The organism is Micromonospora inyonensis (genome assembly GCF_900091415.1).
Classification (GTDB): domain Bacteria; phylum Actinomycetota; class Actinomycetes; order Mycobacteriales; family Micromonosporaceae; genus Micromonospora; species Micromonospora inyonensis.
Genome location: NZ_FMHU01000001.1, coordinates 13,897 through 36,027, shown reverse-complemented (window position 1 = coordinate 36,027; position 22,131 = coordinate 13,897). Strand labels below are relative to the sequence as shown.

Genomic DNA, 22,131 nt, shown 5'->3' with positions numbered 1-22,131 from the left:
AGACCACGAGGGCCGGGCGGAGGAAGTTCCCCACGTCGCTTGGCGCTCTCATACACCTCAATTGCTGCGCCTCCGGTCATACCCATGTGAACCATGAGGTATCGGTCAAGCTCATAGGCGCAGTTGGCGCACACCCACCCGTAGACGGGTTTGTCCGTCCGGCAGCCTTCGCCACACCGTTCGCACGGCCAGTTCGCAGGCTTTGGCGGCACGGCGCCCTCAGTCGGCTCACTAGCTTGCTTCGCGTGCCCGAGGGCTCTCCGCTCGCGTTGGCGTTGCCGTTTCGTGGAAGCCATGTGGTCCCTCCAAGTCGTAAGGCACATCAATGCTGGCAGATGGGTGGGACATCGCTGGGAGAGAGAGGGCTCCGCAGGTCGACCCTGGCCTCAAGCTGGCGAGGCGAAGCAGCCAGAGGTAGCGAAAGCAACAACAACGGCCGACAGGTGACGACCCGGAGCAGCGCAGTCGCCTTGCTCAACACCACAGATCAGCGTCCGACAGCAGTCAGCGGCAGGATTCATCCGCGTTCACACCGAAGCAGTCAGCCCTGTTGCTGTCGCAGCAACAGGGCGGGACATCAGTGGCCGGCGACAGACGGGGCTAGAGATCAGCGCCCGAGGTCGGAGACGTAGGCGGACGCGCCCGGACGGAGCGTGCAGAGCTTACAAGCGAGGGGTCGTGCTCTTGACTGCTGCTCTGGTTGGCGGCGGTGGTCTTTGGTTGTTGTTGGGAGGGCTGAACCATCTCGGCATCTCGGCATCTCGGCATAGGTGCCGGTGAGCTGCGGAAACGTGTGCCGAGATCGTTTAGGGTTCACTGGTCCATCTCGGCAACCGGCTCTCATCTCGGCAACCGGCCTGCCGAGTTGCCGAGATCGATGCTAGTCGACGGGTCTGATCTCGGCAGACTGTTTGCCCTGCTGGCTGGCAGGTTCCGCCGAGTTGCCGACATGCCGAGATGGTTCAGCGGGTTTGGGCGTCGTGCTTCTCGACCCAGAACACGGCCCGGTTTCCGCGCTCGTGCTTGCCGGCCCGGATGACGTGGTTGCCGCGCCACCGTCCGGCCTGCCCCGTGAGGAGCCTGCCGAGTTGGAGCGGGTTGGGGAGGCGTCCGGCGTGGGTGGTGATGAACTGCCCGTCCCACGGGTCGTGGACATCGCTGCCGAGATGCATCGGCTCAGCGTCCTTGCGGAGTTCGGCGGCGGTCATCGCACGGCCGCCGTGGCGGTCGTGCCAGGTGGTGAGGAACGCGCGCCAGCGCGTTTCGTCTTCGTCGATCTCGCGGACGTCGGCGGCGTTGGTGAGGAATCCGTCGATGCCGTGGTGGGCGAGGAATCCGCCGAGGGCTTGCGCCCATGGGGTGAACTGCCGCATCGACACGCCGGTCACCCGTGGTGCCTTGTTGCGGGTCCAGTCGAGGACGAGGACCAGGAGGTGCCACAGGACCGTGAGTTGGTTCGCCGGGTCGGTGATCCACTGGTCGAGATGCGGGATGCCGAACCCGGACTGGTCCCGTAGCTCGGGCCGGGGCATGTTCGGGTCGAGGTGTACCCGCACTGTCCGGGAGGCCATGTCGCCACCAACCTGAAGGTTGTTGCCGGTGGCCATCCACAGCCGGTCGTTGACGGTGGCGATGTTCCGCGAAGCCCCAAGCTGTCGGTCGGACCACACGCCGGTGGTGACGAGCTGGGCGAGTACGGCGGAGTCGATGACGGTGCCCTCGGCGAGGTTGTCCCAGATGACCACCCCGACCTGTTCGGCGAGAACCGCGGTGATGGACTTGCGTAGTTCTTCGTCGGAGTACGCCCACGGCATGATCCGCTGCCCGTAGAGCATGCCGGGACCGGCGGTCAGGATGGTCTTCCCGGACGAGGGCATGGTGGCGTCGATGAGCGCGAACGGCGTCAACGAGCGGGTGAAGTGTCGCAGGATCGGTGTCGCCAGCAGGGCCACGTAGTTGGCTCGGTCGGCGGCGCTGGCCCAGGGGAAGTCGCGCAGGAATCGGCCGAGCAGGAACGTGCGCGCTTCCTGTACCTGCTCGGCGGTGGGCTCATCCGGCACCGGTGGCAGGGCGACCTTGGACGCGAGGTAGAGGCCGGTGGTCGGGTCGTATCCGGGCCGCTGCAATAGGGTGCCGTCGCGGCGCAGCACGGGGGCACCGATGATCCCGCGCAGCGGCGGCACGTTCGGCCACGTTTTTGCCGCGAGCACAGACGACAGGATCTCCCTCGGCGGAGTCACCTCCTCCTCGAACACCTCGGGATTGCCGCCGTCGCCCTTGCGGGTCTTGAGCCGGTACACGTAGGCATGCTCGGCGAGCAGGCCGGCGAGCCCGGCCGGGGTGACAGGGCTGGCGGCCACGGGCAGCGGGGAATCGTCATCGGGGCCGGTGGTGAGACCACCGGAGACCGCTTCCATGTGCACCAGCGACCCGGCCGACACGTACGTGTCGGGTAGCACCCCGTCGACCAGCGCGGCCTTGAGAACCCGAATGGTTTCCGGCCCTGAACCAACCTGCAATCGGGGCATGCTCATGCGGCCACCACCCGAGGCTGGCGCGCGCCGACGCGCAGGCCGGACGCGATCGTGCGGGCGATCTCACCCGGCCGTAGCCCGATGGACAGGGCGGCGGGTTCGAGAACCGCAGTGACGTCGGCGTCGGTGAGCGCGCCCCCGGCGGCGAGCTGCCCGAGAGCGACGGCGGACGCGAACAGGGCATGATTGCGGCGCCCTTCCGGCGCGGCGGTCAGGTGCGCCACCTGCCGGTGAATCGCGGCAGCGACGTACCGGCCACGCCGGTCGACGTCGAGGGCGACCGTCACCGCTTGGCGGGTCGGCGGCGGGGCCGGTGCGATCAGCCGGCCGAGCCAGTCAGGCAGCGGCGTGGGGTCGACGTCGAGGGCGACAGAGTAGGGACGGCCGTGGGCGGTGCTGCCGGCGGCGACGATGTAGCCGCCATGGGCACGGGTGTCAATCAGCCACCCGAGCGCCCCGGCGGTGTTCCGCAGCGTCGGGCCGGTGGCGGGGTGGCGGTAGTAGAGGTGAGTGCCGCCCCGTCCGGTGGTCACGGTGTACGTGGGTTCGATGGGGTGGCCAAGGCGGTGACAGAGGGCGGCGAACGCGTCAACGCCGCTGACGCTCCGGTCACGGCCGGCCGGTGGGTTCTGGCCCGGCTTGGGCACGTCCAGATCGACCACCACCAGCGCCGACGGACCGCAGGCTATCCCGATCCCGTACGGGCGTGCCGTCCACGCCCGTCGGATGCGGTTCGGGTCGGTGGTGGCACGGTCTTCCCAACCGAGGTGCCGGCCGGCAGCGTGGCAGCGCGGGTCAAGGCCGGCGCATCGGTCGGCGGCGTGGTCGGGGAATGCGGGTCGCTTGTCGTCGGGGCGCAGCGGGAAGACGTGCCATCCGCGTGCAGCGTGAGCGAGCGCGGCGGCGAGCAGGTTAGTCATGGTGACTCCCTTCAAAGTCAGGCGGTTCGGCGGTTGGCGTGAGGGGCAGCGAGGCCGAGCAGGGTGCCGCCCGCCACCGGGCCGGGTGAGGGTTGTCGGGTGGGCCGGCGGACGGAGGTGACGGCGAGCAGCTCGTAATGCCGGTGCCAGTCGGTGTCCTTGCCGGCCATCACGCGCCTCGCCGGCCGAGCAGCGCCCACACGACGAACGCCGCGACGGCGATCACGAGGGCAGCAGTGGCAGCGAGTCCGGCGAGGTCGCGGATGAGCCATCCGGTGACGCGGGCGCGGGCCAGGGCGGCGTCGGCGTGCCACGCGACCCGTTCGACGCGACGGCCCAGCGGTATACCGAGGGTGATGCCGACGATGATGCCGAGGGCGAGCGCGATGAGGGCGACGGCGGCCAGGTTCATTGATCGACTCCCGGTTGAGGGCAGGGTCGGGCGGCCGTGAATTACACGTGAACTTCACGGCGGGTTTGTCTAGGTCAGGGGCCGTGTAATCAGCGTGGAATTCACGCCGATTACACGGCCGGCGCTGCCGGTGATCAGGCGGTGCGGAGGATGCGGTATCGGCCGTTGCGGTTGACGGCCATCAGCAGTGGATGGTCACCGACGGTGAGTTCCTTGAGGGCCTTGGTGAGCCAGGCCGCGCCGTAGCCGGTCGCTGCGAGCACGTCACCCAGGTCAGCCGGTCGTACCTCCGTGTGCCCCTGTCCGGCGAGCGCGGTGATGTGGTCGCGCAGGATGGTGCGGGCCTCTTCGGGGCTGGTCTGCTTGGGCAGGGCGAGGGAGAACCGGCGCGGGGTCGGGGTGGTGTCGAGTTCCTTCGACGGGTCGACGTCGTCGGGCGGGTCGTTGGGGTTGACGCCGGGGCGGGTGGCCATGGCGGGCACCTCCTGGTCCTCATCGCCACCAGCGGCCGAACGGGGGCCGGGGGACGGCTTGACGGTGTCGGTGGGCATGACGGGAGCGAGCGCACGCGCGGTGACAGGGTCGAGCGGTTGTCGGACGGCGGCCCACCCGACCACGGCGGCGGCCAGGTCGCCACGCTGGGCGAGTTCCGACCGGCAGGGAATCGCCCACCGGCCGGTGGGGATGCCGGGCGACTCGATGTACAGGTATCCGGGCTTGCTGCTACCCCACGTTTCTGGCGACGCTCCGGCGTCAACGGTTTCGCCGGACAGGGCCAGGGTCGGGTCGTCGCGGCTGTCGATGCCGAAACACACGTTCGTGGCGAACTGGCTGCGCAGTGACGTCGGTGCCCGGTCGTGCGTCCACCGCTGCTGGGACAACACCAGCGAGATCCCCGCCGACCGTGCCCGTTCCGCCACCTGCACCAGCGCCGGGTGACCGGACCACGCTGCCGACTCCTCCACCCACACCATCAGGTGCGACAGCGAGCAGCCCGGCATCCACTCGGTGAGGTCCTCTTTTCCGAGGGCTTCGGTGCGGGCGGGGATGACCTTCTCCGCGAGGACGTCGAAGAACGCTTCCGCGTGCTCATCCTCGGTGATGAGCAGCGCAAGTCCGTCCTTGACGGGCTTGACGGTCTGGTCGCGCTTGACGGTGTCGACTACCACCAGCGCCCCGTCGGCGCGGGTGAGGTAGTCGGTCATCACGACCAGGGCCCATTCGGTCTTGCCGGAGCCGGTCATGCCGGTCGCGCGGACGTGGGTGGCCGGGCGGACACCGGGCCGGCCGGTGAGCCACAGCGCGACCTGCTCGCCGTCTTCGGCGATGCCGAACCGCAGCGGGGCGTCTCCGACCGACCGGCCGGGTGCGGAGGGTCCGGCCCAGGGGATGGTGTCGCGGAGCTGGTCGACTGGCACCACCTCGATCCGCCCGGTGCGGACGGAGTCGGGGTCGCGGTGCACCCGGACCGCAGACGGCGCGACGTCGAGGGCGGACGCGATCGAGTCACGCGACCCTTCGACGTCGGACAGGGTTTCGCCGTGGGGCATGGTGATCGACGCCTTGACCTTCGCGCCGTCGACCTTCGGCCGCCCGATCCGGGCGTCCTTCAAGGCGGCGACCGCCTCGGCCAGGCCACCGGCGGTGGTGCGGGTGGTCTGCTCGTCGGGGTTGGCCTTCGCCATCAGCCGCATTACCCCGACCGCCACCGAGGCGACGACGGTGCCGCCGGCCCACAGGTCCAGCCACGGCCGTTCCCACGGTGCACCGATTGTGGCGCCCAACGCCCACGCCGACCCGGACGCGGTCAGCAGCGTCGCCACCCGCTGACGGATCACGCCACGGGCACGGCCAGCGGCCCACGTGAGCGCGGTCAGCCCACCGCCAGCGGCGGTGATGCCGGCGGCGGCCCACGGGTTGCTACCCCACCAGTGGTGGGAAGCAGCGGCGGCCGGCCACGCGAGGACGCACCCGGCGGGGCAGACGAGGTACGGCAGGGCAGCCGTACGAAGGTCGGCGGTGTAGGACATCGGGGAGAGTCCGCCGTTGCGGGGCATGCGTGCCGAGCGGGGCCGCTTCATCGACCACCACCCCCGCCGTTGGTGAACCGGAAGTCAGACTTCCGGGGCCGGTGGCCGACCGCTTCCAACTCGGGGAGGTAGACGGCCTCGAAGCGGGTCGACGCGGTCACGATGTACTGCGACGCGACCACCAGGGCGTCGGAGGCGTGGGTGATGGGCTTGGCGACCTGCCGCGCCCGTGCCCGCGCGGTCAAACCGCCGATGACCACCCCGCCGGACACCGCCCGCAGTCGGGCATCCAACTCGGACGCGGTCACCCCGAGTTCCAAGGCGGAGGCGTGCAGGACCCGGCGGGTCTCGTTGAACCACTGCGAGAGAGCGACGTTGTCGGTGAGGGCGTCGGCACCGGTGAAGATGCCACGCTGGTCGTGGTTGCCTGCCATGCTGATGGTTCTCCTTCAGGGGAGGGCCGGGCGCGGATCGTTGTCGAGGCGAGTGCCGCGCCCGGCGCAAGCAGTGGGCGGGCCGGTCGGCCCCCGCACCCACCCGCGCACCAGGGGCGGGTGGGCACGGCCGGGAGACCGGACGTCAGCCGAGGACCAAGGCGAGCAGGGCGGTGGCGGCGGTGCCGACCAGCCCGGCAAGGAGCAGGTCGACCGCCGTACGGACCCGCCGGTACTTGGCGAGGGTCGCGGCGGACAGCCACACCAGTTCGTGCGCCCGGTACGCGGCCAGCTCGAGGGCCGGCATGGCCGCGTCGGTCATCAGGTCACCCGGCATGGCGGTGGCGTAGCGGACCAAGCCGTGCCGGCCGCCGAGCGACGGGCGGACCGCGTAGGCCAGCAGGCCGACCGCGACACCGATCACCGCGACGGTCACTGCGCCAACGGTCATGGCAGGGGCGGGCAGGCCGGCGCGGGCGAGCACGGCCAGGCCGACGGTCAGGGCGGTGCCGGCGATGGTGAGCAGGGTCGAGGCTTTCGCGTCCACGCGGACGAGTTCGGCGCGTACGGTGGTCAGTTCGGTGGTGAGGAACGAGGTGTCTGGCACCATCAGAGGTCTCGCCTTCCCTAGAGGTGGGTTGAGGGCCGGCGGCACAGCACTGGTTTCCAGGCCGATGGGCTGTGCCGCCGGGCAGAGTTACTGGTCGGCGTGCATCAGGTGCGCGAGCGCGGCGCCCATGCCGAGCACTGCCACGGGCAGGCAGGCCACGAGGGTGGTGATCCACCACGGGGCTGCGGTGATCCCGGCGGCGATGAGCAGGTGGTAGGCGACCTGGCCGAGCGCGCCGATGCCGAGGGAGCCGAGGGCGGACCACTTCGCGAACCGGGCCGCCCGGACCGGTACCCGGCCGGACAGCCACACGTAGAGCGCGAACGCCCCGTACGTCTCCACTCCGATGGGGAGGGTGATGGCGGTGTCGATGACCCACCCGGACCCGATACCGGGCAACAGGTTCACCTTCCCGAACCCGGTGAACTTCCCGAGTCCGACCCAGCCACCCCAGATGGCGACGAACGCCGGTAGGGCGAGCAGGATCACGGGCCATACCACCGCCCGTCGGGACCGGCCGGGACCGATCTTCGTGTCCGGGCTTTCGACCGGCGTGGCCTGCTCGGACGGCGCGGATGGCGCGACGGCCACCACCGGCGGAACGAGTTCCGGGGTGGGGGTCCGATCCGGTGCGGGCTGCTCGGTCCGGTCGACGGTGGCCGGGTCCGCCTCGGGGGTGTCGGCGTCCGGGGTGGGGTCGACCGGGAACAGCGTCGGGCGTTCGGCGAGACTGCCCCGAACCACCAGGGCGGCATGCATCCGGTCCGACCGGGCCTGCTGGTCGCGTTCCTCGCGCAGCAGGGTCAGCAGTTCGTTGGCCTTCTCCGACCCGATCCGGAACCGCTTCATCAACCGATTCCGCGACGGCAGACCACCGAGTTCGTGGGTGAGCTTGCGGGCAGCGGGCAGCAGGTCTTCCACCGGCTGCGGGTAACGGGTGCCGTTGATCGTGGGAGCGGTCATCAGGCCACCGCCAGACCGGTCAGCGCGGTCACCGTGGACGAGTCCAGGGGCGACACGTCGACGGGCTCGACGGCGTCGGCGTAGATCTCCCAGCCGTGCCACGTCGGGTAGGCGTTCATCGACCGGACCGGGCGACCCTCGTGGTCGGTGCGCTCCCGCTCGGCGGCCAGCAGGTCCGGGGCGTTCAGGCCAGCGGCGTCGAGCCAGGCACGCAGTTCCGCAACCGTGGCGAACGTGAAGGCCATGGAACTGCCGTCGCTGTGCACGCGGATAGCGGTCGGGGCGGCGAGCAACAGCAGCTCAGCCATCACCGCGCGGTGGGGCTTGCGGGCGGTCATCGCAGGGTCTCCTTTATCCTCGGGGCGGGCTTGTTCAGGGCGTGGCCGATGGCGAACGGGGTGAGCATCACGGCGGGGCCGCCGAGCAGGATCAGCAGCAGGAACAGCACGGTCACGGGGCATCTCCCATCGACTCGGGGAAGCAGGACGGCTCGGTGCATGCGACTGCTCCGAAGTGGTCGGCCCACCCGGCGGTGAACTCCGCGCACGGGTCCTCATCAGGGCGGCAGGCTGGCACCACGAAGTGCTGGGTACGGGACGGGAATCCCTCCACCGGCGCGAAGTTGCGGGTGGCCCGGTGCGCCACCGCGCCCGGCTCCAGCGGCAGACGCACTGCCACCGACATGCCACCTGCCATCAGGTTTTGGGGGAGTCGAGGGAGGGCAGCCATCACGCCACCTGCCGGACCGACAGGTTGCGGACCGCGAGCAGGGCACGTGCCTCACGGAGCACCCGGCGCTGTGCCCGGCGCAACCGCTGCCAGTCCACCTCGCTCGGTGCGGCGTCGCTGAACAGGAGCGTGATCTGAGCGTCGAGCAACATCACCTCGGCTTCGATCAGTGGCATTTCCTGCTCGATCGCAGCGAGGTCGGTGGTGCTCGGCTCGCGGAACTCTTCGGGGTGTCTCTGCGGTTCAGCCACGTCGGCTGTCCTCTCGATCTAGAAAGGGGTTGATTCAGAGTTGCGATTCCCTGTTGCGCAACAAGGTAGCGATACGCGGCGAGGTTGCGCAAGTGGGTAGCGGTAACCTTGTTCGGGTGACTGACCCTCGGGATGAGCTTTCAGCAGCTACGAAGCGCTATCGACGTACCGAAGCGGCCCACGAAGCGGCGCGTGAGGCGGTGGTCGCGGCTGTCGTTGCCGCGCTCCGGCAGGGCGTTGGGCCGACCGAGGTTGAGCGGCTGTCGCCCTTCAGTGGCGCCTACATCCGGAAGCTCGCGCGGCAGAACGACGTACCCGCCGCGCCTCCTGGTCCCAAGCGTGCGGCTCAGTGACGGTCAGGGATCAGCTGGCCTTCCGTCGCGTGTAGGCCTCGGCGTCGACCAGGCCGGTAGCGAGCGCGGATTCCTCCATGTCGTCGAGGACCCGAGCGGGGATGACCAGCCGGCCACGGACCTTGATGGCCGGGAACTGGCCAGCGTGGATCGCTCGGTACAGCGTCACCTCCGACATGCCGAGGATGGTGGCGGTCTCCGACACCGAGTGGAAGCGGGGACGCTGGTGGTGGGTGATCGTGCGTACGGTGCTCAACCTGATCTCCTGAACCATCGGGCGGGGCTTGCTCTTGCCGTCTGGAACCAGTGAAATCGATGAGAGGCGCTTGGCTGGCGCAAGTCGGATGCAAGACGCGGCAAGGCAGTGCAACCCACGGCCACAGGGGACGGCAATGACGAGGATCGAGCGGTGGACGGGTGCCCTGGCTTGCCTGCTGCAATCGGCATCCGGCATGACGAACGAGGGCTTCGCAAACTGGCTGGGTGTCGCGATCCGGACGGTTTCCTATTGGCATAGCCGGCCGGATACGGTGCCCGGAAACTCCAACCAGGAAATACTTGCCGCTGCGTTGGATCGGGTGTCCGACGCGGTGCGAAGCCGGTTCTTCCGCATGGTCGCGGACTCCCTTAAGAAAGCCGGAATTCCTAGTACGGGAAACGTCGTTGTTGACGTCGTGAGTGACGCCGCGAATTCCGTTGCCAACGACCCATTGTTGACCAGTGGCCCGGTTGGATGCGAATCGATCGAGTCGTTGCAGGAAGAGATGGCGCTGCTCGCGCGTGCTGGTGGGATGGCCGCGTTCGACATGTTCACCAGTGCCCGTCGATTGCGGGACGAGGCCAGGAAGTTGGCTGAGAGCACCCGCAGGCCGGGCGACCTGGCTGACCTGTACGTCATCGTCGGCCAAGGGACGGCGCTGATGGCGTCCACGGCATTCGACCTCGGGCACTGGAACGACTCAGCAGCGCTCGCGCGGGCGTCTACGCAGTACGCGGATCTTGCCGGGCACGCTTCGCTCAAGGCGTGGACGTACGGCCTGCAAATGACGCTGGCGAACTGGCGCAACGAACCCGATGCCGCCCTGACCTACTTCGCTCGCGCGATGCGTGCGGCTCCCGACGGTGAGCCGAAACTCAGGCTCCGGTACATCGCTTCCCGCTCTCACGCCCTGCTGGCCGACGCGGAATCGGTCGCCGAGGTGTTGGAAGCAGCCCGGCGCGATCGGGACATGGCAGCCTCCCGCGCCGATGATCTGAGCGGGTCGGTAGGTGGTGAGTTCGCATTCGGGGAAGCCAGGGCAGCGGCGTGCGCGGCAGCGGCCTGGCTGGATCTGCGCAACGGCGAGCAGGCGGCGAGGTACGCCCGTGAAGCCTTGCAGGTCTACGAAGCCCTGCCGCTGTCCCGGCGGCCGTACTCCCAGATCAACGGGACGCAGATCGACGTAGCCGCTGCACACCTGCACATGCGCGACAGGGACGGTGCGGGCGAAGCGTTGCAAGGTGTTCTCGACCTGCCGGCGCAGAAGCGCAACGTCTCGCTGACCGGGCGACTGGAGAAGGTCGGGCGGCTGCTGACCACGCCAGCGTGGCGCAACGACTCGGAAGCGCAGCAGCTCGCCGAACGTATCTCCGTTTGGCTCGCGGAAACGTCAGCCCGTCCGCTCTCCTGACGCTCGCCACGCGGCGAGGACCTGCGCTTCCTTGTCCCGGCTGAGCCCAATCTCGGTGGCCCGGTCGTGGGCGCTCACCTCGCCGGTCTCGACCATCCACCGCCAGGTGTCGGCGACGGTGTCGGCCAGCGGCCGGCAGCGCAGGCCGGCGCGGTACGCGCGGGCGGACTCGACCCGCCAGACGCCCTCGAACGTGCGCCAGAGCGGCAACTCCGACCACTGCCGCACGCCCTGGTCGAGGAGCACGTCATCCGGCACCCACTCGAACCGGGGTGCGGCACCGGTCGCGTCGGCGCACGCGGCGAGCAGCTCCCCGAACGTGGCCCCGTCGACGGGGGCGCAGACGTTGAACGCACCCGAGCTGCCCTCGGCAGCGGTATGCAAGGCGAACGCGGCAAGGTCGCGGACGTCGACAGGCTGAATCGACCGGTCCGGCGACCCCGGCGCGAGAACCGTCCCACCGGCAGCGATCCGGCGCAGCCACCAGGGCAGCCGGCCGACGTACTCGCGCGGGCCGAGCACGACACCGGGCCGTAGGACCGTCGTCCGGTCGGGACCGAACGCGGCCAGTGCCGCCGCCTCGCACCCCGACTTCTGGTAGCCGTACTGCGTCGGCCCGTCCTCCGTGTCGGTGCCGTAGTCCGGCCCGGCATCCGGTGGGCAGTACAGCACTTCGGATTCCTCGCTGAGCGGCTTCACCGGCCAGTCTCGGTAGACGCTCACCGTAGACATGAAGACGTACCGGCCGGCGGCGGGCGCCAGCACGCGGGCTACGTCGAGGGTGTTCCTCGGTACGTAGCCGGAGGTGTCCACCACGGCATCCCACGGCCCGGCGGCGGCCAAGGCGTTGATGTCGGCTAGCCGCGTCCGGTCGCCCCGGACCGTACGCACGCCGTCGACGTCCGGCCCGGAGGTGCCCCGGTTAAACGTGGTCACGTCCCATCCCGCGTCGAGGGCAGCCGTGACAACCGCATGGCCTACGAACCACGTTCCGCCGAGCACGAGCAATCGCATTGGACCATCATGCCGAGAAGGATCTGCCAGGGATGGACGGGGCGCCTGGGGATTGTCGGTGGGCGAGCTTCCTGGATGCCTCGGGCTGGTTCTCGCTCGGAGATCAGCCGCAGCCCGGTAGCGGGTTCGCGGGTTAGGGGCGTGCGGGCGGTGATCGCCTCGCGACGGCCGCCATTGGCCACCGAACGGCCACCGAGGCCACCAAGCCAGACCGCTACGGGGTCGCCTAACGGCGAGCCTGGCGTCCCCGGCATAGCCCCAGTAGATCAGAAATCGGCCGACCCGAGGAAACCACCTTTTGTCGCAACCCGCTGATGTTCAACCTATTGTCCTCGGCTTGCCCATTGTGAACCAGGGAATGGCGAGCGGTACCGGAACTGGCTGGTCTGTGGAAGACCAACAGCTTTCTGCAACATGACACGAAGGACCGATTGCCCGACGCCGAGTGGCAGCGACGCCGCCGAGTGAGCGAGGGCGACGGGGATAACGGCGTTGGGATATAGACGCGTGCGGACTCGATCGAGTACCTCGCACACTGGCCTTAGGGACGGGTAGCTCGACAACTCCTCGGCTCCAGGGCCCTCGTACGGGAGGACGCCCTGCTTGGGTAGGACCGTGATAACTAGCGGATCGCCTGCGTGCGTTCGGTACACGAAGCGGCGGCCGTAAAACTCGTCCACGCCGTAGTTGTTCCCTGGAGGGCGAGCGGTGATGCGATTGATGTACTCCGTGGTCAGGTTCATAACACTGCCACGTGGGATGAGGTCGCGGATTAGCTCGGCGTGCTCCACAAATCTGCCCGACTTCTCCACCCCCACGAGCATTGGGAGCCCTGGATGGCCCTTAGCGTCACACTCCGCAGAAAGGGCGCCAAGGTAGTGCTGAAAGCGCCGTTTGAGCGGGGCCACGACTCCGAAAAGGGCCAATGGGCCGTCAGTGATGAACAAAGTCTTGCGCAGCACATCGATGGTCGAAGGCTGGTCGTAAAAGAGCTCCATATACCCCAGAGTGGTAAGCCGCTCTGCCACGAGCATGACCCGCGTCAGCGCCGACTGGTTGGAGCCCTCGCACGGCCCCGGCGTTGTTCTTCTATGCCCGCTTTCATCGTGGTTTGCTAGATGCCGTAGGCGGCGAAGGCGTCGGCGCGGTCGTGGAGGTCGCGGCGGGCGTGGGCGATGTTGACGCGCCCGGCGAGGCGGAAGGTGTTCATGGCCAGGTTGCGCATGGCGGCCAGGTTGCGGGGCGCCGCACTCGTCCTGAGTTGGGAATCGTCCTCGCTGAAGGTGACGTCTCGGATCCAATGCAGACGATTTTCAACAGACCAGTGTCCTCTCGCATAGGCGTTGAGGTGCTGCGGGCTGGCCTGTTCGGCATCGAGGCTGACGATGCCGTAGATGATCTGTTTGCTGGTGCGCACGCCGTCGAGTCCGCCGGTGTCACGGCGGAGCCGGAACACTTGCCGGGCGCCGGGGAACAGCCGGCCGTCACATGGTGCGACGCGGATCGTGCGGCGTTCGGTGCGTCCGTGCCCGCGATCGGAGTCGATGTTCATGCTGCCGGTGAAGACTGTGTCGGTGCCGGACAGCAGCGCCTGGGCGGCCTGCAGGGCGAGCGGCTGATTCCCCTTCAAGATCAGCAGATAGTGGGCGTTCAACGGTCCGGTGATCAGCCGGGCGGTCTTCTTCGTGGTGTGCAGGGCGTCCAGGGTGAGCAGCATGCCGGCCACATCCAACGGGGCGAGCAGATTTTCGGTCACGGTGGTCTCGCCGCGCTTGCCGGCGACCTGGCGCTGGCCCAGGATCACCGCCCGGTCATGCGTGACCGCGGCGACCAGGAACACCTGCCCGGTCTCGGTGCGGGTGCCGTGCAGCAGTTTCCCGTCGATCGCGACCGCGGGCAGCAGCCCGGCCGGTGCGGGGTGGGTCACCGCCCGCGTCGCGGCGCGGCGCTGTTCACGCTCGGCGGGCTCGTCGGTGGCGGTGGGGATCTGCGGGGCCGGGACGTCGCCACGCAGCACGTCGGCCGTGTAGCCGCAGGTCGCCGCGTCGAGAGCGTCGCCGTCGACCGCGGCCAGGACCCGCCGGAAGGTGCGCTCGCTGGGCACCAGATAGCGGCCGGTCAGTGGGTTACGGCGGGCGCCGAGGCGGTGCAACACGTCCTGCGGAGTCCGGGCCGCCCACTGCCGGATCGCGGTCAGGCCGTCGTTACCGACCACGAGGGTGGCGCACGCGGTCAAGACCAGGATCACCAGCAGCGGATGGCGCAACCCACGCGGCCGTCGCGGATCCGGTACCTGAGCCAGCCGTGCCGCCAGCGGGGACACCACCCGCAGCGGATCGGCCGAAACCGCGGCGAGTTCGGCTTCCCACAACGCCAGATCGGCGAGGTGGTCAACAACAGGGTCGATCAGGGAAGATGACGTCACGAGCGCGGCTCCAGCGATGAACTTCGAGGCTAGTCACCCGAAAGATCATCAGGAGCCGCGCTCATCCTGCAACTCGCCCCGTGTCCAGTTCCCCACACGGACATAACCGCTCGATTGGGAACAACGCCGGGGCCGTGGGAGCCCTCGGCTACGTATTCCTCGTGAGTGCGTAGCACATCAGCCAAGTGGACGGTGGCGCCGCACCGCGGGCACAGGCCGCCGGTGAGTGCGACGCTGATGCCGCTACCGGGAAGGTCACCATCCTTCGCTTCACAGGACGGGCACCGCCGCACTGTGACCGCAGTGGCTGCTTTGTTCGGCGTACCATGTAATGCCAAGAGCATGTCGCCGAGCGACTTCTCCGAGCCATCATCGAACCGCGTAGTGGTGAGGAAATGGTTAAGCTCCTGGCGCCACGTTTCCACGCCGCTACAGCCGGGCCGCACCAGGCCGGAACCAGGGAGCGCGCCGTCGAACGCAGCGTGTTGATGGGCGTCCCGCACCACCTTTGGGTTGACGAACTCCCCGTCCCCAGCCCGGGTGAGCTTCTCAAGGTCGACGATCGACGCAGCTACGCGCAGGTACCCGACCTTAACGGTCGGGTGCTCGCGGGTCGCCTCCACTTCGGTGTCAGATCCATCGACGGTGATTGCGAAGCCGACGCCGCTTGACTGTCCGGCCCCCGCGAGTTGATTCACGGGGGTGCACATAGCAGCGATGGCAGACCCGTCCTGCGGACATGCCTGCGCGACCTGCCACCGGCTAAACGCGTCCTGGACGGCCTGGTTGTTTACGACAGGAACGTGGCCGAGTCGATGTGCCCGTTCACTCGCGTATGGCATATCAGAACAGCCCGCCGTCCTCCGCGCCCTCGACCTTTGTGGGGAAGGTGGGTGCGGTTGTCGTGGGCACGGAGCCGGACGGTGAAGGCTCCTTCGGAGCGAGACCTGCCTCGACGCGAGCCATGTTAATCATGGCGTGGTCAAACTTCTCCACCTGCACCGGGACGATGTACTTGGCCGAGTAGGTCTTCATGCGGACGAACCCAATGTCCTCGCATCGGCGGAGACTGTCGGCCCAGGTTTTGAAATCGTAGTAGTGGGAAAGCTCGCGGGTCTCGTTGTCGGAATTCAAGTGCGCGACGAGCCAGTTGGAGGTGTTGGACAAGACGCGCTGGTCGACGCTGGACACCTCTTGGGTCGCGTACATCATACCGATCTTGTACTTCGCGGCTTCCTTGGACAGGCGAACCCACGGATCGCTGTCGGTGTCGCGCTTACCGCGTTCGAACAGGTTGTGAGCCTCTTCGACAACAATCTGGAACGGCTGCGGCTTCTTCCCGGCAGAGAAGTCGTCACGTGCGTGGTCAAGCAGGGTGGTCACGATCCGTTCGGACAGGGTCCTGACCACATTTCCATTGCCCTGCGAGAGGTCGACGATGACCAGGCGACCAGCCTGCATGTCCTGCCAGATCAGCTCCCCGATCTCCCCAACGGCGGCCGGGTCGTGGAACGGCTTGAGTCGTTTGATGGCCGCGTCGCCGGCCCTTCCTTCCATCGCCTTAAGGATGTCGCCGAGCTCGCCACTGGCGAAGTCGTCTTTCCAGGACTGTGTCAGCTGACCGGCTCCGTTTTTGGCCCGCAGCCATTCCAGCAAGTCCCGCGCGACTTCTGTTGACGCCACTGACGCTGTCTTGCCTCTTCCGGTCACGCCCTTGACTTTCGGGTCACTAGAGTTCAGCTCGTTTACAAGCTCATTAGTGAGTGTCACCTGTACCCCGGAGAGGGTCCCCGTTACGCCTGCGCGGTGTAAGAGCGCATAAAACGCAAGCCTGTTCCGCTCGAAGTGGTGGGTGGCGGAGTAGTCGCCGGAAGGCGGTTGCTGCATGCTGACGGCTCGGAACCCGGCCATGTACTGCGCGCCGGCGGACGCGCCCGTCGCGACCTCCTGCTGAACCATCTGCCAGACAGTTTGCAGACTGGCGGTGTCGAGGAAGTTGATCCGAAGCGGCTGCTCGACGCGCTCAGAGGGGTCGGGTTTCTCCTTGTAGACGCGGACCTCATCGGCCGTGTCCCCCAGCAGACGCAACCCGGTTCCGTCCTGCTCGTTGACGTTGGCGTATTCGCCCTGTGGGTCGAAGATGACCTGGCCGACGCGCCTGCCAGCACGAACGCCATGCCTAAACACGGCGGTCACGAGTGTCTTGATCGTGTTTGACTTTCCCGTGCGGGTCATGCCAAACACGGCGGTCTTACGAGAAACGAAATCGCTGACGTGGACACGGACGGCTGCCTTATCAATGTTAGCGGCCCGAGCCCGCCTGCGCGTAGACGCAAACCGCACTACGCCGAGCGGGAGCATGTCGTCATCGCCGGAGTCAGGGTAGGCGGCCAACCATGACAGGACATTTTGAGACGGCAGGAATACCTGATACTTGGCGGAGGAGACTACGTTATCGATGTCCGCCCCGAACTCGACCTTGTCGTCTTCGTCGCTGTAGAAGGTGCCAATGACCTCACAGTCGAACGCGGACTGCTGCAGCTCGTTACGGGTCAGCACATCGGTGACGTCGTCGAAACCCTGCCCGCTAGCTGCAGCGTCGCGGACGACCGCAAGCCGGGTTTGCACCAGATCAGCCTCGTTTGGCAATGGCTCAGTGCCGCGTACGCGAAGCAGGATGAGTTCCTCGTCGTCGAGGATGAATCCCTCGGGTGTCTGCGTGCCAGCGGCCGCGAGTAGGAAGCCGCCCAGCGGAACGCCCCCGGCCCGGCTCTTGTAGTAGTCGTCGGTGAGTACGACGGCAGAACCGTAGTCGAGTCGGTAGACCCCCCCAACGGGGGCGCATTTGTCGTTGATCAACCTTGCCAGCGGGGTGGACGACTTCGCCTTGTTCAGGACGGACTGGACGATGCTCATATGTCACCTCGCGGCGGCGCTGACGGCGGCAGTGCGGATTGGTGGGGTGGCTGGGGCAGGTTCGTGAACAGGACCTCACGGCCTGGCACAGGACTCTTACGGCTCCCCGTCATGGTGTAGTGGTGCGTCACGCGGTACTGACGCACCCCTTGCATACCTCGGTAGAGACTGAGGACGAGTGGTTCCTTGTCATACGAGAGGACCCATCGCTCAGTGCTGTCAAGATGTTGAGCGAGGGCGATGTGGTCTTGTTCAGTGAACGGCCGTTCGTATAGGTCGCTCGCCTTCTCGATATAGGGCGGGTCGAGGTAGAACACCACTGAGTCCGCCTTTAGGTCGAGTGAAGCGGCGACGTCGTGTGCGTAGCGAAATGTGGACTGCCATCGACCAGCGACGGTGCCGACGATGCGGCCCTGCTTGCGAAGCAACTGGATATTGCGAAGCCGTGCCTCAATAGCATCCTTGTCAAAACGACAGTCGATGCTGTAGTTAGTCTGTGCGCGACCGCCGATTGGACCAGCGTCGCTTCCAATGATGCCTGAGAATGTGGTCCTATTCAGGAAGAGGCATTTCATTGCCCGGTTCAGTGGTGTTCGCGGGCGGTACTTCCGCCACCGGTCCCAGTTCTCGACGGTGACCGGCTCCTTGCGCATCGCCTTGACAAGCGCGTCCGTGTCCTCGGCCGCAACCTGCCAAAACGCGGCCACCAACGGATCGAAATCCGCGAGAAGTACCCGCTCGACTGCGTCAGCCTCCAGTAGACCAAGGGAGACACTGGCGCCACCGCAGAAAGGCTCTACAAGCAACTCCGGCCTTGGCACATTGTCCACAATGAGCTGACGGATTGCCGGCAGCATTTTGCGCTTCGATCCCGGGTACCTCAGCGGTGACAAGGACGCGCGGCGCAGTCGAACGTGCTCGCCGCTCAGGAGCGGGGCTTCCTCCTCGGCTGGGCCACCACCGAGCAGACGCAAGTCCTCGTCGGTGAGTGCAGTGAGCGCAGGAGGGGTCATCTCGACTGTCATGACTCCTCCTAGCGGTAGTGCCTCGCGCAAGCCTCACGACTGACTAGTAGTAGGCGGCCTCTAGCCCCACGCAAAATCTACAGGTTGGTGCCGCCACACGACTGCCCGGGTCCAGTTTGGACATTTGGGTTGGATGCCATCGAGGTGTCCGGCCGATGGAGGTCACTTCACTTCACCGGACTTGGGGCGTTGCCTGACTCGTCGGTAGCCATCCATCGGGCTGTCCTGCGACGGTTGCCCGGCGACCTCGGGCAACGTTGACCAAGCCGTCTGCTGTCAAAGACGCCACTGCACGGTGAGCGGTGCCGACCGACACGGCATGCGCGGCAGCCAACTCAGCAACCGTGGGAAGCGGGTCGCCCGGCCTGAGGCTCCCGGTGCGAATCTGCTCGCGTAGTTCCTCGGCAATGACCCGGTACGGGCTGCTCGGCAGGGTGGGCGACGTCGGGCGGGATGGCATCCGGGCGGCGAGCGTGCCGGCGGCCCGCTGGTCGGACTCGGAGAGCCATGCGGCGTAGACCCGGAGGGTGGTGGTGCCACCGCCACCGTGACCGAGCCGGCCGGCGACGGTTCGCACGTCGACACCGGCATTTATCAGCTCGGTTGCGGAGTAGTGCCGCAGGGCGTGGATGTGGCTGTCGATGCCAAGTCGTTTGGCGAGTCGCCCGTACCGCTGGGTGATGGTGTCGGGGCGGTAGCCACGGCTGTTGTCCGGCTCGGGGGAGAAGACGTAGTCCGCCGGGTCGGCCGTCGCGTCGAGCTGCGCCAGGCGGTCGACGTACCGCGCGTGCAGCTCGGTGAGCACGGCGACCGTTTCGGGGTCGAGGGCGACCCGCCGTTGCTGGTGGGTCTTGGTGTCCTTCTCCTGCAACTCGCCGTTGGCGTCGAGGTAGGCGCTCCGTCGGAGGGTCAGCACGCCGGCGGCCAGGTCGAGATGATGCCAGCGCAGGGCGGCCAGTTCGCCGCGCCGGGCGCCGGTGGTCATGGCGAGCCAGACCAGCGCGCCCCAGTCCGGGTCGCGCCACGACTCGGTGATGATGCGGGCGGCATCGGCCGGGTTCGGTGGTTGCGGGTCGGGGTGCGGCGCGGCGGGTGGTTCAGCCTGTGCGGCGGGGTTGACCGCGATCCAGCGCCACCGCAGCGCCCGACTCAGCGCACCACTCAGGATCCAGTGGATCTGCCGTACAGAGGACGGGCTGAGCGGCTTGCAGACGTGCGGCCGGCATCTCGCGGTGCAGGTGTGCTCGCCCTTCACCCGGTGCGTAACGGACGCCTTGCCGCCGCACCAGTCCCGGCAGCGGCGCAGGCTCGCGTAGAAGGATTCCAACGTCTCGGGGTCGAGGCGGCCGACCGGCAGCTTGCCGAGCACCGGCCGTACGTGCTTGTTGAGCTTGTTCTCGTAACCCATCCGGGTGGTCGGCTCGATGTCGGCCACCTCAAGCCACCGGTCGAGCAGTTGGTCAAGGGTCGCGCGGGTACGCGGGTTGCGCCGCTCATCGACCTGCGCCAGCAGCCGGGTACGGACCTTCTCCGCTTCCTTGGCGGCGGTACGGCCGGCGGGGATGACCTCGGTCAGGTAGTGCCGCTTGCCGCTGATGGGATCTTCGCCCGCGTAGACCTTCACTCTCAGTGATCCGCTGGGCAGGGTCTCGATCTCGCCTCGCTGCCGCTTCCGACGTCCGTTCGAAGTCGCCACGCGGCAAACCTAGCTCGTTCGCACCACGTATAGCCCCACGCGGGCCGTTCGGCTGGGAGAAAGTCCAGCGCGCCTGGCAGGATTCGAACCTGCGGCCTTGGGATTAGAAGTCCCCTGCTCTATCCGCTGAGCTACAGGCGCATGGCGTGGTGGTCCGGCGGGCCGGGCCGTACCGACGGTGCGCCAAGAGGGTACCGCTGACCGGGGGTGTCGCGGTGGTACGGGGGCGTAGCGGGTCCGCGCGACCCCGTACCACGACGGTCAGCGCCCGGCACCGACCAGGTTCGAGCCGACCCACCGGTCGATCTCGGCGAAGATCTTCTCGCGTACGGCGGGGCCGGAGAGCGTCAGGTCGTGCATCCCGCCGTCGATGCGCGCCACGGTCACCTGCGGTCCGAGTCGGGGTGCCCAGCGGACCATGTGCGCCACGTCCAGGACGGCGTCGGCGAGCATCGCCGAGGTGTGCCAGCGTCGACGCCGGAAGGTGCGGGTGGAGCAGGCCACCAGCACCGGCACCGGGATGTCCAGCCCGGCGCGGAGCTGCCGTTGCGCCCGGCGGATCGCGGCCAGCCAGCCGATCCGGACCGGGAACCCGGCGAGCGGTTTCCAGCTCAGGTCGTAGCGCCACTCGCCCCGGTGGTCGGCGTGCAGGCACTCGCCGTACACGGTGCCCAGGCCGAAGGGGAGGACGCGGTGCGGCGCGCCACGGCCGAGCCGGGTCACGGCGGCCGCGAGCGGGCGGCGGACCAGCCAGGGTGCGTTGATGTCGAAGAAGGGGCTGTTGAGCAGGAGCCCGTCGACGAGGCCGGCGTCGCGCCGCGCGTGCGCCCAGACGGCGGCGAGCAGGCCGCCGGTGGAGTGACCCATCACCAGCAGCGTGTCGTGGTCGTCGGAGGTGCGGACGAAGGTGGCGGCGGCGTCCAGTTCGGGGAAGTAGTCGCCCAGGTCGCGGCAGAAGTTCGGCGTCTGGTGCTGCAGCAGACTGCGGCCGTACTTGCGCAGGTCGAGGGCGTAGAAGTCCCAGCCCCGGTCGGTCCAGTACTCGGCCAGGTGGGCCTGGAAGAAATAGTCGACGAAGCCGTGCACGTAGAGCACGGCCCGCCGGGTCGGGCTGCCTGCCCGGCGGCGGACCAGGGTGGCGACGACCGGGCCCTCGTCGTCGGGGTCCAGTTCGATCGTGTACCGCTCGAAGGGCGGTCCGAGTACGTCCGGTTCCACGCCGGTCACGCTACGCCCACCGGTTACCCGGCGGTAGACCCGTGCCGGTCTCGCGTATCCACGACGTCGCCGCCCACCGGAATCCGGTGGGCGGCGACGGGCGGTGCGGTCAGGCGACGCCGGACTCGGCCGGGGCCTCCGCGGTGTCGTCGGTCGACGGGGCGCCGGGGCCGGGCTGGCCCTCCTCCCGCAGGTGCTTGTTGTGCCGGGGCTCCTGCCGGGTCTTCGCGTCGTTGAGCCGGCGGCGCAGGTCGTCGCGGACGTCGTTGAGGGCCGCGTGCAGGTCCTCCTCCGAGGACGTGGTGACGATTTTCTGACGGCCCGCGATCCAGCACTCCAGGGTGACCTTCTGCCCCCGGGCCTCCCGGTCCTTCACCGACACCTCAAGCTCGGTGGCGTCGGCGTGGAACGAGGCCAGCCGGGCATCCAGCGTGGCGAACTGCTCGGCGATCCAGTTCCGGTCCCCCTGGGAGAACCCGGCACCGACGCGCAGGCACTCGGCGACGGTGGCGGGATTCGCGACGGCGCTCATCGGGTCACCTCACGCCGGGTGGCGACGGTCGTACCGGACGAGGCTGTTCTGCACATGGTCGCTGACCTTTCCGTTGGACGACGCGGCGCGGTGGCTTCGGGAAGGTGCCGGTCCGCGCTCATGTCGGCTTCTCCTGCGGTACGCGTGGACGCCTGCCGCTTGATCGAACCCATACCCAGCCGTCCTCCCTGCGGAAACCGCCCCGGCGACTCCGGGCGATCTGATCGTCGCCCGCCGTGGCGTACCGCGCCCAGGGCCGGTGGACCTACCACACCGGGACCTTGATCAGGTTGTCGTCCACAGCCGGCCGAGTTGTCCACAGGCCGGCGGACGCGGGTGGACCGTCGGGTGGTCGTCGGACACGCTCGGCACCGAGTCGACTCGGCCCCACACGATCCC

The 22,131-nt window shown here is 68.1% G+C and carries 21 protein-coding genes and 1 tRNA gene; 1 reads left to right on the top strand and 21 read right to left on the bottom strand.

Features of this window, described 5'->3' with window-relative positions:
* Positions 1 to 962: 962 nt before the first annotated feature.
* The 12 genes from GA0074694_RS00205 to GA0074694_RS00155 all read right to left on the bottom strand — a co-directional run bounded on the left by GA0074694_RS00205 (position 963) and on the right by GA0074694_RS00155 (position 9,492).
* A complete protein-coding gene (locus GA0074694_RS00205; RefSeq protein WP_091450675.1) occupies positions 963 to 2,534 on the bottom strand; it encodes a hypothetical protein in 1,572 nt (523 codons plus the stop codon).
* On the bottom strand, positions 2,531 to 3,454 hold the full coding sequence (locus tag GA0074694_RS00200) for a bifunctional DNA primase/polymerase (RefSeq protein WP_091450674.1): 924 nt from the start codon (positions 3,452 to 3,454) through the stop codon (positions 2,531 to 2,533). The genes GA0074694_RS00205 and GA0074694_RS00200 overlap by 4 nt, the downstream gene beginning before the upstream one ends.
* A gap of 17 nt (positions 3,455 to 3,471) precedes the next feature.
* Complete coding sequence (locus tag GA0074694_RS31310) at positions 3,472 to 3,624, bottom strand: hypothetical protein (protein ID WP_176737729.1); 153 nt, start codon at positions 3,622 to 3,624, stop codon at positions 3,472 to 3,474.
* The gene (locus tag GA0074694_RS00195) at positions 3,624 to 3,890 is read right to left on the bottom strand and encodes a hypothetical protein (protein ID WP_281189965.1); all 267 of its coding nucleotides are present in this window, start codon (positions 3,888 to 3,890) and stop codon (positions 3,624 to 3,626) included. Before GA0074694_RS00195 ends, GA0074694_RS31310 begins: the two co-directional genes overlap by 1 nt.
* Positions 3,891 to 4,000: 110 nt before the next feature.
* The gene (locus GA0074694_RS00190) at positions 4,001 to 5,947 is read right to left on the bottom strand and encodes an FtsK/SpoIIIE domain-containing protein (protein ID WP_245714487.1); all 1,947 of its coding nucleotides are present in this window, start codon (positions 5,945 to 5,947) and stop codon (positions 4,001 to 4,003) included.
* Positions 5,944 to 6,330, bottom strand: a complete 387-nt coding sequence (locus GA0074694_RS00185; protein WP_091450669.1) for a hypothetical protein — start codon at positions 6,328 to 6,330, stop codon at positions 5,944 to 5,946. Before GA0074694_RS00185 ends, GA0074694_RS00190 begins: the two co-directional genes overlap by 4 nt.
* A 145-nt stretch (positions 6,331 to 6,475) precedes the next feature.
* Complete coding sequence (locus GA0074694_RS00180; RefSeq protein WP_091450667.1) at positions 6,476 to 6,940, bottom strand: Pycsar system effector family protein; 465 nt, start codon at positions 6,938 to 6,940, stop codon at positions 6,476 to 6,478.
* A gap of 87 nt (positions 6,941 to 7,027) precedes the next feature.
* A complete protein-coding gene (locus tag GA0074694_RS00175) occupies positions 7,028 to 7,903 on the bottom strand; it encodes an ABC transporter permease (protein WP_091450665.1) in 876 nt (291 codons plus the stop codon).
* Entirely contained in the window at positions 7,903 to 8,241 is a 339-nt protein-coding gene (locus GA0074694_RS00170; RefSeq protein ID WP_245714486.1) for a hypothetical protein, read from the bottom strand. Before GA0074694_RS00170 ends, GA0074694_RS00175 begins: the two co-directional genes overlap by 1 nt.
* A gap of 112 nt (positions 8,242 to 8,353) precedes the next feature.
* Positions 8,354 to 8,581, bottom strand: coding sequence for a hypothetical protein (locus tag GA0074694_RS00165; protein ID WP_141713933.1), 228 nt, complete (start codon positions 8,579 to 8,581; stop codon positions 8,354 to 8,356).
* A 50-nt stretch (positions 8,582 to 8,631) separates the two neighbouring features.
* Complete coding sequence (locus GA0074694_RS00160; protein ID WP_091450660.1) at positions 8,632 to 8,883, bottom strand: DUF6284 family protein; 252 nt, start codon at positions 8,881 to 8,883, stop codon at positions 8,632 to 8,634.
* Between the two features lie 363 nt (positions 8,884 to 9,246).
* A complete protein-coding gene (locus GA0074694_RS00155) occupies positions 9,247 to 9,492 on the bottom strand; it encodes a helix-turn-helix domain-containing protein (protein WP_245714485.1) in 246 nt (81 codons plus the stop codon).
* 136 nt (positions 9,493 to 9,628) lie between these two features.
* Here GA0074694_RS00155 and GA0074694_RS00150 point away from each other — a divergent pair, with 136 nt between their 5' ends.
* A complete protein-coding gene (locus GA0074694_RS00150) occupies positions 9,629 to 10,906 on the top strand; it encodes a hypothetical protein (protein ID WP_245714484.1) in 1,278 nt (425 codons plus the stop codon).
* Here the strand turns inward: GA0074694_RS00150 and GA0074694_RS00145 are convergent.
* From GA0074694_RS00145 to GA0074694_RS00100, 9 genes are all read right to left on the bottom strand, one after another.
* Positions 10,886 to 11,920, bottom strand: a complete 1,035-nt coding sequence (locus GA0074694_RS00145) for an NAD-dependent epimerase/dehydratase family protein (RefSeq protein WP_091450656.1) — start codon at positions 11,918 to 11,920, stop codon at positions 10,886 to 10,888. The genes GA0074694_RS00150 and GA0074694_RS00145 overlap by 21 nt on opposite strands.
* Before the next feature lie 1,114 nt (positions 11,921 to 13,034).
* Positions 13,035 to 14,345 carry an ISAs1 family transposase gene (locus tag GA0074694_RS00135; RefSeq protein ID WP_091450652.1) on the bottom strand — a complete coding sequence of 437 codons (1,311 nt, stop codon included), beginning with the start codon at positions 14,343 to 14,345 and terminating at the stop codon, positions 13,035 to 13,037.
* A gap of 29 nt (positions 14,346 to 14,374) precedes the next feature.
* Complete coding sequence (locus GA0074694_RS30605; RefSeq protein ID WP_141713932.1) at positions 14,375 to 15,043, bottom strand: hypothetical protein; 669 nt, start codon at positions 15,041 to 15,043, stop codon at positions 14,375 to 14,377.
* Between the two features lie 145 nt (positions 15,044 to 15,188).
* Entirely contained in the window at positions 15,189 to 17,261 is a 2,073-nt protein-coding gene (locus GA0074694_RS00125) for an ATP-binding protein (protein ID WP_091450645.1), read from the bottom strand.
* Positions 17,258 to 18,286, bottom strand: coding sequence for a DNA adenine methylase (locus GA0074694_RS00120; protein ID WP_091450643.1), 1,029 nt, complete (start codon positions 18,284 to 18,286; stop codon positions 17,258 to 17,260). Before GA0074694_RS00120 ends, GA0074694_RS00125 begins: the two co-directional genes overlap by 4 nt.
* Positions 18,287 to 18,458: 172 nt before the next feature.
* Entirely contained in the window at positions 18,459 to 19,982 is a 1,524-nt protein-coding gene (locus GA0074694_RS00115) for a tyrosine-type recombinase/integrase (protein WP_091450640.1), read from the bottom strand.
* Between the two features lie 68 nt (positions 19,983 to 20,050).
* Positions 20,051 to 20,123: transfer RNA gene (locus GA0074694_RS00110), tRNA-Arg, on the bottom strand.
* A gap of 120 nt (positions 20,124 to 20,243) precedes the next feature.
* The gene (locus tag GA0074694_RS00105; protein ID WP_091458401.1) at positions 20,244 to 21,200 is read right to left on the bottom strand and encodes an alpha/beta hydrolase; all 957 of its coding nucleotides are present in this window, start codon (positions 21,198 to 21,200) and stop codon (positions 20,244 to 20,246) included.
* Positions 21,201 to 21,309: 109 nt separating this feature from the next.
* Complete coding sequence (locus GA0074694_RS00100) at positions 21,310 to 21,732, bottom strand: HPF/RaiA family ribosome-associated protein (protein ID WP_245714483.1); 423 nt, start codon at positions 21,730 to 21,732, stop codon at positions 21,310 to 21,312.
* Positions 21,733 to 22,131 lie beyond the last annotated feature (399 nt).

Excerpts from the sequence above, each read along its gene's own strand:
- GA0074694_RS00205 (WP_091450675.1), bottom strand. The coding sequence starts at position 2,534 with ATGAGCATGCCCCGATTGCAGGTTGGTTCAGGGCCGGAAACCATTCGG.
- GA0074694_RS00200 (WP_091450674.1), bottom strand. The coding sequence starts at position 3,454 with ATGACTAACCTGCTCGCCGCCGCGCTCGCTCACGCTGCACGCGGATGG.
- GA0074694_RS31310 (WP_176737729.1), bottom strand. The coding sequence starts at position 3,624 with ATGGCCGGCAAGGACACCGACTGGCACCGGCATTACGAGCTGCTCGCC.
- GA0074694_RS00190 (WP_245714487.1), bottom strand. The coding sequence starts at position 5,947 with ATGAAGCGGCCCCGCTCGGCACGCATGCCCCGCAACGGCGGACTCTCC.
- GA0074694_RS00185 (WP_091450669.1), bottom strand. The coding sequence starts at position 6,330 with ATGGCAGGCAACCACGACCAGCGTGGCATCTTCACCGGTGCCGACGCC.
- GA0074694_RS00180 (WP_091450667.1), bottom strand. The coding sequence starts at position 6,940 with ATGGTGCCAGACACCTCGTTCCTCACCACCGAACTGACCACCGTACGC.
- GA0074694_RS00175 (WP_091450665.1), bottom strand. The coding sequence starts at position 7,903 with ATGACCGCTCCCACGATCAACGGCACCCGTTACCCGCAGCCGGTGGAA.
- GA0074694_RS00170 (WP_245714486.1), bottom strand. The coding sequence starts at position 8,241 with ATGACCGCCCGCAAGCCCCACCGCGCGGTGATGGCTGAGCTGCTGTTG.
- GA0074694_RS00150 (WP_245714484.1), top strand. The coding sequence starts at position 9,629 with ATGACGAGGATCGAGCGGTGGACGGGTGCCCTGGCTTGCCTGCTGCAA.
- GA0074694_RS00145 (WP_091450656.1), bottom strand. The coding sequence starts at position 11,920 with ATGCGATTGCTCGTGCTCGGCGGAACGTGGTTCGTAGGCCATGCGGTT.
- GA0074694_RS00125 (WP_091450645.1), bottom strand. The coding sequence starts at position 17,261 with ATGAGCATCGTCCAGTCCGTCCTGAACAAGGCGAAGTCGTCCACCCCG.
- GA0074694_RS00120 (WP_091450643.1), bottom strand. The coding sequence starts at position 18,286 with ATGACAGTCGAGATGACCCCTCCTGCGCTCACTGCACTCACCGACGAG.
- GA0074694_RS00100 (WP_245714483.1), bottom strand. The coding sequence starts at position 21,732 with ATGAGCGCCGTCGCGAATCCCGCCACCGTCGCCGAGTGCCTGCGCGTC.